Origin of the sequence: Acinetobacter sp. AS167, assembly GCF_037152175.1 — a bacterium.
In the GTDB taxonomy this organism is placed as follows: domain Bacteria; phylum Pseudomonadota; class Gammaproteobacteria; order Pseudomonadales; family Moraxellaceae; genus Acinetobacter.
On record NZ_JBBCMP010000002.1, the window covers coordinates 527884 to 544258 of the forward strand.

The window sequence follows — 16375 nt, forward strand, 5'->3', positions numbered from 1 at the left end:
GTTTTAGGTGCAGACTTATTCATTCGGAAATTATATTACTGAATCAGACCTTACCAACACCTTTGTGCAACAAAGCCGTATTAGGACATACTTATGACCAAATCAAGATCAGAAATTAATCAAAGAAGTAATGAGCGTCGTGGTATTCTGAGCAAAAGTTATAAGCTTCATGAAAGTACGGTTGAGCAAATCAAAGTACTTTCATAATCTACTGGAGAGTCTCAAGCAAAAATTATCACTGAAGCTGTCAAACTTTACGCTGAACAATTAAATAAGCCCGATTAATTCGCGCTTCTTAAATCTTCAATACAACTTTTCTCTTTTTCTTCCTTATTTCGTGTATCAACCGAGTTCTTAACGCAACTACAGTAATCGTAATACTTTTTTTTATCCAGCTCTTTGGGTGGGTCTATGCCCTGACATTCCGTTAGTACTGTCCCTAGTCTAGGAAATTCTTTACTCTTTTTATTTTCTGAAGGAATACTAGGTTTATATAGAATTATGAGTAGTGATGCTATTATTGCTAAGAAAAATAAATATTTCATACAACCAATAGCCTCCCTAATTCAAAATATTCATATCTATTTATAAAGTAAACCTTGATATTAAATTAAGGATTACTTAAGTCTAATCAATTGAAAATAAAATTAATATAGCAATTTAGATACCAGGCAAAGTAATTACTAAAGCTGATTTCCAATTGAGTTTTGCAGTATTTACGCAGATTTTTGATTGCTTATTATTCAATAAAATATTAGTTCAATTAGTGACAAAATAATAACTAAGGTAGTACCAACGCTTTATTTCAAGCTACTAACAAAATTATTTTGATCAACTTTTCATGTTAAAATGTCATGCATAAAATTAAAAATAACAAACTCTGCTACTGACTGCAAACCATTTGCAATACCTTGCACAACAGCTTACAAATGCGAATCAAACGATATGCAAAATGGATTCATGGTGATAAAAACAGGAAAGAGATGGCAAAAGTAAATACGCGCACTTAATAAGTGGCTTTTTTATAACAAGAATTTGGTGGAGATGGCGGGAGTTTAATTAAAGCCTTAACTCATTATATATATTAAATATTTATTGTCTAGGATATGTATTGTGTAACTTATGTGTAACACACTACTTTGATAGTTAATGATTTTTTGTGACAGTTTAAAACTTATTCTGAGTTAGGTTTCCGATTTCCGAATTGAACTCAATCCTCTTTCTTAATTTTACCATCATTTCCTCACTATTAAAGCAAAACATTATAAAAACAAAACGTCGTACTCTGACTCACCTTAAGATATATATTTTGAATCACTTACCAAAATTTCCACCAAGCTTTATGAGGCCAATTAGCACAAGGGTCAGGGAATAAACCGTAAATTTTGACAAATTCATCTTCTACAAGTTTTCCATCTTGATTTTCATCTAGATATTTAAATAATTTAATGTTTTTATCTTTGCCTTGAAACCGTCTATCATCTGGCCAAGAATATGGTTCAAAATCTTTAACCTTTAAAAATTCATTAAGTTCAAAAGTACCATTTTTATTTGAATCATAGATTTGATAAAATTTCTCCCAGTCTAATGAAGTCGATTCACAGGCATGACTGAAACTTGAAAGTACGCTACAACTGAGAATCAGAATACAGATTATTTTTTTCATTTGTTTTATCCCATCTTTAATTAGATTTGATTATATAGACAAATTGATTTAGGAAAAATCATTTAAAGAAAGCTATTTAGCATTATTCATTGTAATAGATTACAAAACATCAATAGCGACTTTATTTTAAAAAAAAGTAGTGGTTAACTACTATTTTTTATTACATTAAAGTATTGACTAATACTGTCTGTTTTTGTTGGTGGTTTTTACTCCAAATTTATTCCTAAAGATAAATCCCTATTTAATAGCCTTATCTTTGCATCATTCAAAGCACTGCACTCGTTGTATATAGCAAATGTATCAACGATCAAAAATGTGATTTCTTTATCTTACCCTGATTCCAGTTAAAGGATTTTAGGGTAAGTTGTGATTCGGTTGGTGATATGATAAGTTACGCATAAGCTGTATTATGTTAATTTAGAAAAACTCAAATATATTCCATCAATAATTTTAGTCAAAAAAAATTTATTCTATCTTTTGATAGTCACTGATCTGAAATATGATCCGCTAGTAAGGAAAACATGTTTTGATTATAACTATATGTATTATTACAGTTTTTATTTTTTTTGTTATATTTATTAAAACCACATTTGATAAAAAATATAGTAACACTCAAATTTATTCATTTATGAAACGCAGTTTTGGGATTTGTATATGTCTTCTTCCGCTTGTTTGGCTTATCTATGTTAAAGACTTAAATCATCCACAGATGCCTGACAATGCAAATGGTTCATATGTGTTAGGAATTGCTTTATTCGTACTTACTTCACCTATTTTTGTCATTGTTGGGTTTTTAATAGGTCATATTTTTTATCTTGCAATATTTATGATCATTGATTTAATCATTTCAAAAATCTATGGCAATAACGTAAAGTCTATATTCAGTATTCTATTAACTACTTTAGTCATGATTCTCATTTTAGAATTTATTTGGTGGGGAATATTTTACTCAGAAAACTCTATTCCTATTCGAATTTATGTATGGAATATTACAATCCTAACTTTACCATGGTTGCCAATTATTAGTACTTTAGCTACCCAAAGATGGAAAAAACAGAAACTTTAATCTGGAAACAATAATTTATCCATCTAACATAATGGGGTTTATGCGAATTGCCCCTCACTCAGAGAGCTATTCCTCTATCAACCTTTCTGCATCATCTACGTGCTCATCAAATGATTTCTTTGGAAGCACAGGTCAAGCGACTACTTTTAACTTTGAGCGGCATTGACATGCTGTCAGCGTTGAGTTTTCTGCTGAAACCCTTGGGAATGTAAATTATTCATTGCTCATAAATTGGGTCCAATAAAAAACCCACTCGGTTGAATGGGTTTTAAGTTGAAGTACATGAGAAGGATTTAGAAATATCTTTTTGACGTAACACTCATGGTATTACCAGATACTGTCGGCTCTTTATCTGCATGCGGAGTTTCGACAATCAAGAATTTTGTTGCTATGAATGCATACATAATCATTGCTAGTATAAATACAGATATTGGAAATAAGTTGCTTTTGCTTTTTTCGCTATCCGATTCATAGTGCGCTGTTGAATTACAAATATTTCGCTCCATGTCCAAGCTCAAATTTTAAAAATATCTTACTTTTAGCACATAATTGTTACTTTATCTTGGATGAAGATTACAGAATTGTAATTTTTGAATTTCTTTCGAAGAAATTTATTATAACTGTCTATGAAATGCAGCAAAGCCACTCAGGTACGCTGAACTCTGAAATAGCTTTGACTAGGATATTGGCGTTGAAAAAAAATTATCATATTAATTTTTAATTCATACTAAAAAGATCAGTAACATACATTCTTACTAATTCACCGTCTTCATCTTTAACCATAGTTAGAAATTCCCACCCGCATTTTTCATAAAACGTCATATGATCTGTAATAAGATATAACTTCTTAAAATGCATTGCTCCTATATCTCTTTTAGCGAAATCTAATAGTTTTCTTGCAACATTAAGATTTCTATATTCTTCTTCAACATATAAAGCACATAAATTTGGCGTCAAATCTTTTCTATCATGGAAATCGTTATCAATGACTCCGTACCCACCAATAATGTTCTGATTGTCATCTAAAGTTATATACCATTGAGGAATAGTTTCTTTATTATCAATAGATATTTGTATGCTTTCTTTATAAATCTCTACTGGGATATCCCACTTATGTGAAAACCAAATAGCAGCTATTTCTAAATAGTCCGGAAAATCAGAAATTTTTAATATTTTCATAAATATTCAATTAACCATAAAACTATTGGACAAGCACTTTAAAAGAAATATTCTAAGTGCGCAAATTATTACTCTTCTTAACCTCTCAAACCTTGACTGGATTGAAGCAATATTTGAGCCATCTAATCTTTCATCCACTAACCATTGCACTACATATATTCACAATGTAGCGCAAATATAAGCACACGATATAAGTAGCAACTTCATAAATTTTTAGAGGTTAATATGCTAATTAATAAAAGCAAAGAGCGCGCTCAAGAAAGGTCAGAGAAAGCTACAGAAAATCGCAGAATACCTATATATATTTTGATCTTAATAGGATTATTCTTACTCGCAATCGTGATTTACATGCTTTCAAGCTGGTTGAATTAAATTAAAAAACATCCCAAGGGAGGTTTTGTTTATTAAATGATTAACTCTCTAAAATATTTACCTAATTCTTCTCAATGCAACTGGCATATTTGAGCTCTCTACACTTTCATCCTACAACCATTGCACTACATATATTCACAATGTAGCGCAAATATAAGCACATGATATAAGTACTAACTTCATAAATTTTTAGAGGTTTATATGCTAATTAATAAAAGCGAAGAGCACACTCAAGAAAGGTCAGAGAAAGCTACAGAAAATCTCATAATGCCTATATATGTTTCGATCTTTATAGGCCTAGTTTTAATCGAAATTGTGAGCTATGTACTTTCGAACTGGTTGAATTAAATTAAAAAAACCTCCCGATGGGAGGTTATGATAAATTCAATATCTAATCATTTAATACTTTGGATTTCTTGATCTCTTCGAGTTTAAAAATCTTGGAGTTTATTTTAATCCCATTCGAAGCATACACAACAATTGGAAGTTTACTGTTGTAACGTAGAATTGTGTTACCGCTCAGATTAATTGGAATTTCACCCATTTGGGGCATTTCAGAACAGCCCATCAGAGTTGTTACAACATCACCAATTTTACCAACTTCATAATATGGATATTGCATTCCTTCAACTACTTTTTCCGTATACTTAGCTGATCGGCTTTTAGTATTGCAATCTTGCATTCCATCTATAGAAGCTGTAATCAAAACTCTATAATCATCTTCATTTTCTTTTGGCTCTAAGACAATCACATTCCTATTTTGATCCTTTTTAACAGGAGGATATACGTTAAGATCATTTACACCTTTATTGGCATGGGCACTAATTGACAGAGCAAGAACACCTAAGACTAAAAATATATTTTTTTTCAAAATCCGACCCTCTTATGTTAATTATTCAATGTGCTTATCAAAGTCATTCTACTGAATTTTCAAACAATTGATAAAAAAATACACCAATTCATTACTTGAATCTTGCACATTATCAACACGAGTATATAATAATGATTCTTACCTGAAAATTATAATAATTATCATTATCAAATATAATAGTGGTAAATCATTAAAAAAGTTCGCTCAATTCTAACAATAGCTTTATTTAGTTCATTGTTTTCTAGTGCTTTTTTAGCCGGTCATAATGACTGTCGAGGTATGCCTGATGGACCTGTACCACCAGTAGGTACATGTACTTGCTATAACGAAGCAATGACCTGTAGCGCTCGCTAGTAATGTAGTTGATTGGGAATTTCCGAGCCTTTCTCAATCAACATTATTTATAATATTATTAAATATGAAAGCATTAAAAAAACCTCCCGAGGGAGGTTTTAACAACTGATCCAGATATTTAATTTCTTTACTGCACAATATGAATTTCACCATTTTGATCTATAGTAAATTCTTTAGAATTTGCTCCTATTTTTTTTGCACCATAAATTTTTGCAAAATACTCGATAGTAATGTTTACTGAATTACCAACCTGATAAATATAAACATTTATTGGAACATAAGAGTGTCGATTTTTAAGACCATCTAGAATTGGAATCTCTGTCATTTTGATCCCAAACAAAGCTTGATCTCTAGTTAATTTTTTCCCATCTTTTTGGTCTACAAATGTTGATACATTCACAATAACGTCTTTTTTATTACCATCTTTAAGTGTTACATCATAATATTTTCCATCTAAAACATAATCATCATCTGTGAGCCTTACTATAGCCGAAGTTTGATTGTCCTTTTGTTCTACTTTTTCACCTTTAGAGTTTGTGGCCAACTCTGCATTACCTAATGCTGGCAATAACCCCAAAGTACCAATTAATAGTAATTTATTCATTCTGAAACATTCCTTTAGGTGTGTTTAAAGTATCAATAAATTAATTAAAAAACCCGCTTATGAGGTTTTTTTAAGTTGAATTAAATGAAAAGACTCTAAAAATATCTTTTTTGATGCAACACTTATAATGTCACTAGTTGCAGTGAGTCTCTTTAGTCAAAGATAAACTTTTCTATCTCGTCAATTATTTTATCTAAACCAGATTTTTCTTCCTCTTCTTTTTCTTTCTTTTCTTCTGAAGTAGTGAGTGGAAGTTCAGGATATGTCCACTTCCATGGAAGCAATATCCCGACTACTCGACTTCTGTTATAGATCATATCAATTTGATATTTTGAAAATATACTTAATCTATCTATAAATTTTGAATCTGTATTATCTTCTCTCTGAGGATAATCCATGAAATTATCTGTATAACCCCTTTTATATATAAACATCTCACCAGACTCAAATGTATGTGTTAGCCCTAGCGCATGCCCTAACTCGTGAGCATAAGTTTCAAGAAGTCCAAATTCCACACTATCCTTAAATATTACAACTGCATTTGAAAATTCTTGATCACTTGAATACTCACCTTCAGAATAGAGTATGTTTGAATGGGCCTTGAAACTTGCGCTACCTAAAACATAACTCCATTTGTCAGTATCCTTTACACGTGCATTTCTAACAGATACTGGTGCAAAAAAAATGTAAGTATTCCTTTCTATTTCACTATATGGAGACAACCCCACCTTTTTTTTCCGCCAATATAGTTCTTTTAACTCTCTAATGAATTCAGCATTAGCAAATTCAGTGGGATCTACAGTTTTCTTTCGCTCTATACTTAAATCAAGTAGTTCATCTTTATTCGAAACAACCTCAAGATACTTTTCTTTACCATCATTTTTTAATCTTTTGTTCCACCATTTATCAACAAAATCTTTTACTTCAGTGTCACTTACAGATAGTAAGTCCAAATCAAAAACTTCCTTTTTAACCACTTTAAAAACAGTAAGTGCTTGATTAAAAAATTTATTTCTTAGTTCTATTTCGTGATTTTTCGATTTTGGTATAATTTTACCATTAACCTTCACATCTATTTCTACAATATTTATAGTATAAATTGTTTCGTTTCGAGCAATATAAATTATCCCTACATCTACTGGCTCACAATTATTTCTTTTTGCTTTAACTATAATGTGCTCATTCTTTTTTAATGTACCTCCAGAACAGATTATCTTTATCGCACTCTTTTTCTTATAAAAGTATCTATTTCTTTCAACTAAGTTATTATGTTCATCATAATCCAATCCTAATTTCATAAAATTTCGATTTGAATTGATAAAATTACTTAAAGGTTCTTCTATACTTTTGGCATTTTGATTATTGTCAAAAGTTGAAATTTTTATATTATCATTTGATGCTTCAAACTGTAAAACAGTTCCATTGTCAGTTAAAGCTTCTTTTTCCTCAATATATTCTCCCTTAATACTTTCCAAATATTCCTGATGAATTTCTATATCAAGGCAAGCACCCTGTTTGTTGATCTCCTCACTCCCATAGACGCCTTTACAATCAGTAGCAAAAATGTATAGCCATGATGGAAAGTATCTAGAAGGAAAATTAATACGAGTATTAACATCATGATAAAATACTTTATATAATTCTGAATGAACAAAACGCGGAGTACCTAAAATATCTATAACTGTATCTTTCTTTCCACCAATACTAAGCAGTGGATAAATATATTCATCCCGCACCCAATCAAACCCATACTCACCATTATAATTATCAGGTGGTATGCCTATTTCATAAGGACGTCGGAATTGAACTGTAAAATTTCTTACACAATTTGAAGATGATTGACCAATTTTGGGACTACTTTTTATATTAGGCATATTAGTTCCACTACTAACTAAATGATTGTTTTAAATAAATATTTATTTTCAATGTAATACTATTATAAATTTAATTAAGTTTTAATTCTAGTTTTTCTGATCCTATGCCTCTTTTCCATAAAGTTGATATCAAAAAACCCAATAGTTGCTAGCTATTGGGGTTTTGTTTGGGGGGGGTAAAAACCTCACGAGGGAGGATATGTTTTTAATTACATTATTCCACTACAATTTTCATAGACGATTTTGCATCGTTCTTTAGGAAAACCTTCGTTTTGACATTGCGAATATACATTTTCTCGACCATCTAACTTTCGACTCCAGCCACGAATCCTACTGCCAGTAACACGGCCATACATTAAGGTTGTTCCTTCAGCTTGTCCAACTGTAGCGCATTCAGTTTCTGAATAGGTAAACCAAAGCTTACATTGGGTGCCCCCTTTCTTCTGGCAATCTTCAAGTGCATTTTCCTGTATTTTTCCGCGGAATACTTTGGCAAATGACGTTCCGACAACACCATTAGTACCAGCAGCAATTGCTCCTACAACTTTCCAAGTGCGGTTACTTGCAGCTCCTTGATTACCACCACCCCCTGGAATTGGTGCACAGCCTTGCACACCTTGACCGCCAACTGGATAAGAACCAGAGGGACAATTTCCTTCAGCATGTGCAGAACCAGAAAAAATAATTGAAAATAGAGCCATACAAATTAATGATATAAAATTTTGTATAATCTGAGGTTTATTTTCATTTGTCATAATTGTTTCGTCCCTGTTAGTAATTTAATAGGTGAAATATTTATTTGATCTAAATCTTAAAATAATTCTTAGCAAATAACCACCTTAAGGTGGTTTGGTTTCTCATGTCTTTTATTGAATTAATAGTGTGTAGCGCAATAAAAACCTACTCGGGTGAGTGGGTTTTAAGTTTAATGCTGAATAAGTATTTGAATATTAATCACTTGATGAACTTAAACCAAAGCTAAAATCTGCAGTTGTTTTGATAAGTTGAGGCTTGCCATTTATAATCAAAGGCTTAAAACTTGCCTGCTTGATGAACTCACTTAAAACATATTTATCTAGAGCAGGTATTCCAGTCCCTCGAAAAACTTTGACTTTGGTTAATTTACCTTTTTCATTAGCCTCTACACTCAATCTTATCGTTCTATCACTTCCTTTTAAATCAGCATTTTTATAATTAAATTTAGGATACACAGCATAATCAGGAATTCTGGAAACTGCAAAGTCTAAAGGTAGTTTTAAGCGAGATGGGTGATTTGTTTTTACATCCCATTCATTCCAAACTTTGAGTTTTGATCTTTTCACAGCCCTTAATACTAAATTGTCTAAGTCATCCAATCCGCTACTTTTACTTACTTCCGCTTTTTGAACCCTGCCACTCTCATCTGTTTCTAAATAGATTAATATATCTCTGTCGTAACCCTTTAATATTTCATTATCAATTCTAACTTTTGGCGGTATTATCCATTTCATTAACATTCCACTAGATGTGTCTCTCTGTACTTCTTGAACCTTAGCATTTGATCCAGTACAAAAAATTGAAACCAATAAACCGAAAATTATAAATAAACTTTTCATGATATATCTCTAGTATATTTAGACCAACATACTAATTTTAAGGCCAAAAAGAAACCTCCCGAAGGAGGTTTGGTTTATCTTCTATCTAGAACAAGATTAAAAGAGTTTTGATGTAGTTCTTCCATATCATGATCCCAAGCATTTATAGATTCTAGATGATGCTTAATTTCTTGATAGTCACTACTCGAATGTAATGTGCTTGTTAAGAACGCAGAGTATGCTTTATCTGCCTGGCATGATAATAATAATTTGGACACTGAATCCTTAGTATCATCAATATTTGCAAGGTTTAACGCTAATTTTGATAATTGCAGATTAACCTCATTACATGCTAAAAACCTAGGAAGAACAACGCGATCATCATCATTCAAGAAAAGTTTGGTAATTGTTGTCTTACCTTTCTCATCTTTGCCATAAAGCCTAAATGATTCATAACACAGATGTTCTTTGGGCTCATCAACATATGGATTAACTATTGGGAATTTCTCAACATCTAATGTCCATTTTTTTCTATTACAACGACCACATGAAGGTAGTAAATTTTCCCAGTCAACAACGTTATCAGGATATGAGTCTTTATCTCTAAAATGTTCTACCTGCATATATGAATCTTCAATTTGTAACTTACATTCACAGTAGGCACATTTATTTGATGAACTTAATAGTAGTGGATTACCAATGCTCTCATCTTTCCACACTACTTTAGTTTTGTCTTTTTTAAATCTTTCAGTCAATTCATGAACTTTTTCCACTGAAAGATATTCAGGCTTTTCACCTCTTTGCAACTTGATCATGGATTATTCTCCAAGACTATCTAGCTGCATTTTAAAAACTGGTCGTAAAGGATATTGAGGATGCAGCATCTTATCAAGTTCATGGTAAGCTGCTTTTGCATTATCTTTATTCTGCTCATCGAGAGCCTTATCAAACCTAGCTTTTATTTCATTATATTTTTTAGTTCTTAAATCAGGCATCCCCATAACGTCTTCAAGAATCTCCTCGATTGTCCAACCTTGGTATCCATATTCAGATTCAGGTAATTCACGTCTTTCAACTACTCCATTTTTACGCTCTAAAGCAATTACTTCACCTTTGATCGCAGTTTGTACTACATGAGGACTATGCGTAGTTATGAAAAATTGAGCATTAGGGAAAACTTCTTTAAGAATTGTGCAAATGCGACCTTGCCATTCAGGATGAAGATGTAATTCTACTTCGTCTATTAAAATAATCCCATTAAAAAGTTTATGGCTTGTAGTAACATAAATAGCTCTCTCAGAAAGTTCTCTAAAAATATTTATAATTATAAATAAAATTGATTTAAAACCAGATGATAAATATTCAAAGTATATATCTCCAGTCGGAGTACTAACAATAATTTCATTATTTTTTAATGATTTATATTTAATATCACTATCCAATAATGAAAAACATTTTTTAAGTTCCTCAATATTTTCTAAATCACATAAATCCAATGCATCAGGACTTGTACTAAGTAATAGTTGAGATACTAACCATCCTTTTAAATCTTCGCCATCAATTCCATTTACTAAACTCTTTAGTCGTTTTTGTAGTTTTTTTTCACTAAAGCTAATCGAATCTAGAAAACGATAATCAAATATTCTATTAACCTTGAGATAAATGACGTCACGTAATTCTGTAAAAATTGTTGGTTCAGAAGATATTGAAGAAAAACGGTGATTTGATGGCTCATACTCATTAATGCTTTTAATTAAAACATTCTCAAATGCGTCGGTTTCTAATTCAATGTTACCTTTTGTAGAACCAACACTTTTATTTACAACACTTTTAGGATCATACTCTGAGAATACATAAACTATCGAATCAAGAATATTTGTTTTACCAACACCATTTGCTCCACAAATAATATTCATTCGTTCATTGAGATTTTCTAATTTTAGATGAGATATTCCCCCTACATTTTTTATTTCTAATGATTTAACTTTCATTGTATCTAAGCCATTGTTGTTTGATGATTTCATCATACATTCGATAGAAATTTTTCCAAGCTTGTTTTGAGTCTGATTCATAGCTTTATTAAACCTTTAATTGAGGTTAAAATTTATCTATGTCTCTTTTGCACTAAGTAGATATCTAAAAACCCCAATAGTTGGTAGCTACTGGGGTTTTGTTTGGGGGGTGAAGAAAAGGTGTAGATAGGTTTAGTTTGTCCGGTTTTATTAGATTTAAAGTATTACTCTACAGTAAATCCCAGATGCTTGGTGATCACATTTAAAACTGTTCCAGATGGTTCTATAGAGAATGAACCCACTTTAAATCCTTCGATTCTAAAAGTTCCTTGCACTTCCGCACCTGATGGTGGATTAGCTAACCCCCTAGCGGTAAATTTTCCAGTATTGGTTACGGTATTTACTTCCACTTCAACATCCGTCGCTTTAAATGTTCTTTTACCGGTAATCATGCTGTTTTCCTCACTATTATCAGCCAACTTATTGTAAGCAATAGTTTTTGGTTATGTCCAAAAGTTCATCACCTAAATTAGACATATTATTTCCTAACTTCAATCAAGTGTTTTAAATTGCTCAAACGCCATTAATTTTGATTATCGTCTACACGATTTTCTAAGCTACCTACATGGCAGTGAACACTCAACCCCTGCGATTGAATAAATAAGAGTATTTCTAAGCTGCCTACATGGCAGTCAACCTGGAATCACATCCTGTGGCACTTCGCCTGTCTTTCTAAGCTGCCTACATGGCAGTGAACACTCAACCCCTGCGATTGAATAAATAAGAGTATTTCTAAGCTGCCTACATGGCAGTCAACTTATACATGCTTGATGAAAAAGCCACATTCGATTTCTAAGCTGCCTACATGGCAGTCAACCAACTAGCTGAAACTGGAATGTATGTCTGCGAGGATTGGTCAGATCAAATTATGCAGATTGAGCGGAAGATAATAACGGATTCAAATGTTTATTTTCATTGAATTTACAAAAGCACCTTAGGGTGCTTTATATCCAAGTTTGTCTAAATCAACAAATTCTGGTTCATATTTTGGAAAATTGAAACCTTTTCCTTGTGATAAACAAGAAGAAACCCAAATAGTTTCCCCAACTGAGTCTGGGAAAATTAATTCAAATCTGCTGCTGGGCTTAGTATTTGAACTTAGAACGCTCCCATCAGTATCATACTCAATGTTCGCCAATATTCGTGACTCCATGTTCGCACAAGAATATTTAGTAAGCGTCTTTGATGAGGTGTAATAACTTCCGTCAAAAATTTTCTTTTTTGTAGTTTTAGTCCAGACGTCAACTGTTTTATTGGATGAATCATATTTGTAGAAACTTTTGTCAATAAAAAAACTCAGCCCTCCACCTTCAGTAACATAAATCCAGTCCGCCCCATAACTTAGACTAGAAGCCAGAAATCCACAAATTAAAATCAATTTTTTCATATTATCCCCCATTCTTATGAGGGATTTATAACATAAAAATCAATAATATTAGTAATATCAGAATCGCCACTTTTTAGAGCTGTTTATGTGGTATTGAACAATTAGATGCACTCAGTTTTGAGCACATCTATTTTCTAAGCTGCCTACATGGCAGTCAGCTAATCGCCTAAGTAGGCTGTATATAGTGATAGTGCGTGATTTTCAAATTGTGCTTGTATATGTCCATGATAGAAATTCAGGCATTAAAAAAGCCCTGAAACTGTTAAATTTCAAGGCTTTATTAAGTTTCATGATACATCGTATAACTAAGTGACAGATCATGATTTACAAATTTGGTGGAGATGGCGGGAGTTGAACCCGCGTCCGCCAACACTACACTCGAGAATACTACATGCTTAGATATCGTCAATTATTTTAACATTAAGTGACCCGACGAACAGGGTACAAAACGCGATCCTCTAAGTTTAGTATAAAGCCCCGAGGCTTGACTTTATACGGACTTGTGTGCGTGCGCTACAGTCGGGTCCACTGACCACAAGTATTCAGTGAAGCGGACAAGCTGCCCTTAGGCAGCTAGAGCGTAAGATTCGTCGTTTGCGACTAAAATATGCAAATTTGATTTACGAGAGAAAATGCGCTCTCGGCATGCATCTATGAGCTTCATCATCGGCGTCGAAGCCAATAACATCCCCAGATAACACAGCTATCATAACATAATTGTTGCAAATTAAGCAGATAATTCACTACATTTATATCAAATGATGTGCCTAGTTCTATAATTGCGCTACTATCACTATTTTTCAAGGGACAAATATAAAAAAGATGAGCTATTTACTCTCACTTGATCAAGGAACGACCTCTAGCAGAGCAATTATCTTCGATGAGCGTGGAAAGGTATATGCCTCTGCTCAACGCGAAACCCAAATTAAAACCCCGCATTCTGGATGGGTTGAACAAGATGCGATGGAGATTTGGACAACACAAATCACCGTCGTACAGCAAGCAATCGCATCGGCAAGACTATTGGCCAAAGACATTAAAGCACTTGGTTTAACCAACCAACGTGAAACTACGGTGGTTTGGGATAAGAGAACAGGAAAACCACTTGCTCCTGCCATTGTATGGCAAGACCGACGCGCTACAGACTGGTGCAATCAGTTAGTTCAAAACAATTTATCTGAAAAAATACACAAAAAAACCGGATTAAGAATAGATCCTTATTTTAGTGCTGGAAAACTGGTTTGGTTATTGGAAAATATACAAGGCTTAAGAGCGCTTGCTGAACAAAATCATGTGGCATTCGGGACAGTCGACAGCTGGTTAATTTGGAATTTAACCCAAGGTTCAGAGCATGTCATCGAAGCAAGTAATGCTTCACGCACCATGCTGATGAATTTAAAAACACAGCAATGGGATGCTGAATTAATTGAATTTTTTAATATCCCGGCGAGTGTTCTACCTAAAATCATTCAATCCGATTGTTATATTGCCAATACAGCCACAGGGCTTCTTGGTGCGGAAATTCCAATTTGTGGTGTATTAGGGGATCAACAGTCTGCACTCTTTGGGCAATCATGCTTTGAAGCTGGAACAGCCAAAAATACTTATGGGACAGGCTGCTTTATGCTGTTCAATACAGGAACTGATATTCAATATAGCAAAAATAAATTACTCACCACCTTAGCATGGAAATGCCAGGACCAATCGCATTATGCCTTAGAAGGCAGTGTATTTATGGCTGGGGCGATTGTGCAATGGTTAAGAGATGGTTTAGGAATTATCAAAAATAGTGCTGAAGTTGAAAAGTTAGCTTGCCAAGTCGACACTACAGATGGTGTCGTTCTGGTTCCTGCATTTACAGGTCTAGGAGCACCACATTGGGATAGTGAAGCACGCGCTTTACTCTGTGGAATGTCACGTGGAACCAATAAATCACATATTGCCAGAGCTGCCTTAGAATCAATTGCTTTTCAAGTTTCAGACGTTTTAACTGCAATGCAATCAGATATCGCCCACCCCTTAAAACAATTACGTGTGGATGGTGGTGCAAGTCAAAATGATATGCTAATGCAATTTCAGGCAGATATTTTAAATGTACCTGTGCTACGCCCTAAACTTTTAGAATCTACCGCTTGGGGCGCTGCGGCATTAGCAGGATTAAAGGCGGGTGTTTTTAATAATCTCAGTGAAATTTCCGAATCTTGGCAATTAGATCGTGCTTTTGAGCCGAAGATGAGCGCAGACCAAAGACAATATCACCTAAGCTTATGGAATGGTGCGTTGCAGCGTGCAAAGTCCAATTAACAATTCTGCTTAGAAAAGCTTGGCTAAAGTGAAAGATAAAATTCAAGATGAAATTTTAGCCAAGCTTGCTCAGTTTAAAGTCTTTCAACAAACAGTACCCCATTTAAATGGTCGATTTCATGTTGCACAATACGTGCAGGAAAACCATGAAATTGCTGAATAATCTTTTCGCCAGTGAGGGTAAAAAATTGTACAGTAACTGCTTCAGCACGAGCCACTTGCCCTCTTTCATTGGGCACACTTAAACATCCTTCCTCACCCAAGATAGTCTGTTCAGATTTTTCTAAGATTTCAGGATTAATCATTGTAATTGCATCCATTTCAGGAGCATCTGGATAACGTGGATTCGCTCTTGAAGCAACAATAATCACCCGTTTAGAAACATACACTTGTGGTGCTGCGATCCCAACACCATTACGCTCTAACATGGTGGCCTGTAAGGCCTTGGATAATTCGTTTAACCAAGTACTTGAAAACTCAGCTTCAGCCACAGGCACTGCGATTAATTTTAAAACGTCTTCGCCACGTTGGGCGACAGGTAGCATGGCACTCATTATCTTGTACCTTGATCAAATGTAAATCGAATAAATATGAGTTTAGCATTTGAAATGCGATTTCCAATTCAATTATTGTGCAAAAGTATGTGATTATGTACAAATGAGTTTCTATTTATCCAAACCAAATGACAGCTTGTCTTTTAAGCCGTTTTTAATCATGATCGTGTAAATAACAAACGTCCAGTCTATCGTTGAAAATAATGAATACAGCATCCCTATTTTTAGGCTTGATCTTTAGCTCAATTGGCTTTGGCTATTTTATTTATGGAAAAATACAGAGAATGAATATACCTTTTATCTGTGGCATGACTTTGATGATTTTTCCTTATTTTATTGAAAATACAATGATTATGTCTGTATGCGGTATTATTCTGAGTCTTATTCCGTGGTTAATTCGCATGTAAATGATCAATATTCAACCCGATTGAAATTTAGCTTAGTACAATCCTTTTAAAGAAAAATGATTTTTAAATAACCTCGATCACATATAAAAAT

The 16375-nt window shown here is 33.3% G+C and carries 15 protein-coding genes and 1 other RNA gene; 3 read left to right on the forward strand and 13 right to left on the reverse strand.

Translation table 11 applies throughout. The features are described 5' to 3' along the window. Positions 1-1318: 1318 nt before the first annotated feature. Positions 1319-1666 (reverse strand): EF-hand domain-containing protein, encoded by a 348-nt coding sequence (locus tag WFN33_RS05725; RefSeq protein WP_336952010.1) that lies wholly within the window; start codon positions 1664-1666, stop codon positions 1319-1321. Positions 1667-2192: 526 nt separating this feature from the next. On the opposite strand from WFN33_RS05725, the gene WFN33_RS05730 reads away from it, so the two are divergent. Further along, positions 2193-2732 carry a hypothetical protein gene (locus WFN33_RS05730; RefSeq protein ID WP_336952011.1) on the forward strand — a complete coding sequence of 180 codons (540 nt, stop codon included), beginning with the start codon at positions 2193-2195 and terminating at the stop codon, positions 2730-2732. A gap of 717 nt (positions 2733-3449) precedes the next feature. Here WFN33_RS05730 and WFN33_RS05735 read toward each other — a convergent pair. The 11 genes from WFN33_RS05735 to ssrA form a co-directional block, all read right to left on the reverse strand. Continuing rightward, the gene (locus WFN33_RS05735; protein ID WP_336952013.1) at positions 3450-3911 is read right to left on the reverse strand and encodes a GNAT family N-acetyltransferase; all 462 of its coding nucleotides are present in this window, start codon (positions 3909-3911) and stop codon (positions 3450-3452) included. Positions 3912-4674: 763 nt separating this feature from the next. Then, entirely contained in the window at positions 4675-5154 is a 480-nt protein-coding gene (locus WFN33_RS05740) for an ecotin family protein (RefSeq protein ID WP_336952015.1), read from the reverse strand. A gap of 481 nt (positions 5155-5635) precedes the next feature. Beyond that, the gene (locus WFN33_RS05745) at positions 5636-6112 is read right to left on the reverse strand and encodes a hypothetical protein (protein WP_336952017.1); all 477 of its coding nucleotides are present in this window, start codon (positions 6110-6112) and stop codon (positions 5636-5638) included. Positions 6113-6264: 152 nt separating this feature from the next. Further along, positions 6265-7986, reverse strand: a complete 1722-nt coding sequence (locus tag WFN33_RS05750; protein WP_336952019.1) for a M43 family zinc metalloprotease — start codon at positions 7984-7986, stop codon at positions 6265-6267. A gap of 209 nt (positions 7987-8195) precedes the next feature. Beyond that, positions 8196-8687 (reverse strand): DUF4189 domain-containing protein, encoded by a 492-nt coding sequence (locus WFN33_RS05755; RefSeq protein ID WP_336952021.1) that lies wholly within the window; start codon positions 8685-8687, stop codon positions 8196-8198. Positions 8688-8936: 249 nt separating this feature from the next. Continuing rightward, complete coding sequence (locus WFN33_RS05760; RefSeq protein ID WP_336952022.1) at positions 8937-9581, reverse strand: TonB family protein; 645 nt, start codon at positions 9579-9581, stop codon at positions 8937-8939. Between the two features lie 74 nt (positions 9582-9655). Then, positions 9656-10375, reverse strand: coding sequence for an HNH endonuclease (locus tag WFN33_RS05765; protein ID WP_336952024.1), 720 nt, complete (start codon positions 10373-10375; stop codon positions 9656-9658). 3 nt (positions 10376-10378) lie between these two features. After that, entirely contained in the window at positions 10379-11632 is a 1254-nt protein-coding gene (locus tag WFN33_RS05770; RefSeq protein ID WP_336952026.1) for an AAA family ATPase, read from the reverse strand. Between the two features lie 164 nt (positions 11633-11796). Further along, positions 11797-12024, reverse strand: coding sequence for a hypothetical protein (locus WFN33_RS05775; protein ID WP_336952028.1), 228 nt, complete (start codon positions 12022-12024; stop codon positions 11797-11799). Positions 12025-12566: 542 nt separating this feature from the next. After that, positions 12567-13019, reverse strand: coding sequence for a surface-adhesin E family protein (locus WFN33_RS05780; protein ID WP_336952030.1), 453 nt, complete (start codon positions 13017-13019; stop codon positions 12567-12569). A 333-nt stretch (positions 13020-13352) separates the two neighbouring features. Then, positions 13353-13711, reverse strand: a transfer-messenger RNA (tmRNA) gene (gene ssrA, locus WFN33_RS05785). A 130-nt stretch (positions 13712-13841) separates the two neighbouring features. On the opposite strand from ssrA, the gene glpK reads away from it, so the two are divergent. Beyond that, positions 13842-15323, forward strand: a complete 1482-nt coding sequence (gene glpK / locus WFN33_RS05790) for a glycerol kinase GlpK (protein ID WP_336952031.1) — start codon at positions 13842-13844, stop codon at positions 15321-15323. A gap of 74 nt (positions 15324-15397) precedes the next feature. Here the strand turns inward: glpK and def are convergent, their stop codons facing one another. Further along, a complete protein-coding gene (gene def / locus WFN33_RS05795; RefSeq protein ID WP_336952032.1) occupies positions 15398-15877 on the reverse strand; it encodes a peptide deformylase in 480 nt (159 codons plus the stop codon). 203 nt (positions 15878-16080) lie between these two features. Between def and WFN33_RS05800 the strand changes: the two genes are divergently transcribed. Further along, complete coding sequence (locus tag WFN33_RS05800; RefSeq protein WP_336952033.1) at positions 16081-16284, forward strand: amino acid transport protein; 204 nt, start codon at positions 16081-16083, stop codon at positions 16282-16284. Positions 16285-16375: the final 91 nt, after the last annotated feature.

What these genes read in the sequence shown, in the direction of transcription:
- WFN33_RS05775 (WP_336952028.1), bottom strand. Translation starts at nt 12,024, where the DNA reads ATGATTACCGGTAAAAGAACATTTAAAGCGACGGATGTTGAAGTGGAA.
- def (WP_336952032.1), bottom strand. Translation starts at nt 15,877, where the DNA reads ATGAGTGCCATGCTACCTGTCGCCCAACGTGGCGAAGACGTTTTAAAA.
- glpK (WP_336952031.1), top strand. Translation starts at nt 13,842, where the DNA reads ATGAGCTATTTACTCTCACTTGATCAAGGAACGACCTCTAGCAGAGCA.
- WFN33_RS05725 (WP_336952010.1), bottom strand. Translation starts at nt 1,666, where the DNA reads ATGAAAAAAATAATCTGTATTCTGATTCTCAGTTGTAGCGTACTTTCA.
- WFN33_RS05765 (WP_336952024.1), bottom strand. Translation starts at nt 10,375, where the DNA reads ATGATCAAGTTGCAAAGAGGTGAAAAGCCTGAATATCTTTCAGTGGAA.
- WFN33_RS05760 (WP_336952022.1), bottom strand. Translation starts at nt 9,581, where the DNA reads ATGAAAAGTTTATTTATAATTTTCGGTTTATTGGTTTCAATTTTTTGT.
- WFN33_RS05800 (WP_336952033.1), top strand. Translation starts at nt 16,081, where the DNA reads ATGAATACAGCATCCCTATTTTTAGGCTTGATCTTTAGCTCAATTGGC.
- WFN33_RS05770 (WP_336952026.1), bottom strand. Translation starts at nt 11,632, where the DNA reads ATGAATCAGACTCAAAACAAGCTTGGAAAAATTTCTATCGAATGTATG.
- WFN33_RS05745 (WP_336952017.1), bottom strand. Translation starts at nt 6,112, where the DNA reads ATGAATAAATTACTATTAATTGGTACTTTGGGGTTATTGCCAGCATTA.
- WFN33_RS05735 (WP_336952013.1), bottom strand. Translation starts at nt 3,911, where the DNA reads ATGAAAATATTAAAAATTTCTGATTTTCCGGACTATTTAGAAATAGCT.
- WFN33_RS05750 (WP_336952019.1), bottom strand. Translation starts at nt 7,986, where the DNA reads ATGCCTAATATAAAAAGTAGTCCCAAAATTGGTCAATCATCTTCAAAT.
- WFN33_RS05755 (WP_336952021.1), bottom strand. Translation starts at nt 8,687, where the DNA reads ATGGCTCTATTTTCAATTATTTTTTCTGGTTCTGCACATGCTGAAGGA.
- WFN33_RS05780 (WP_336952030.1), bottom strand. Translation starts at nt 13,019, where the DNA reads ATGAAAAAATTGATTTTAATTTGTGGATTTCTGGCTTCTAGTCTAAGT.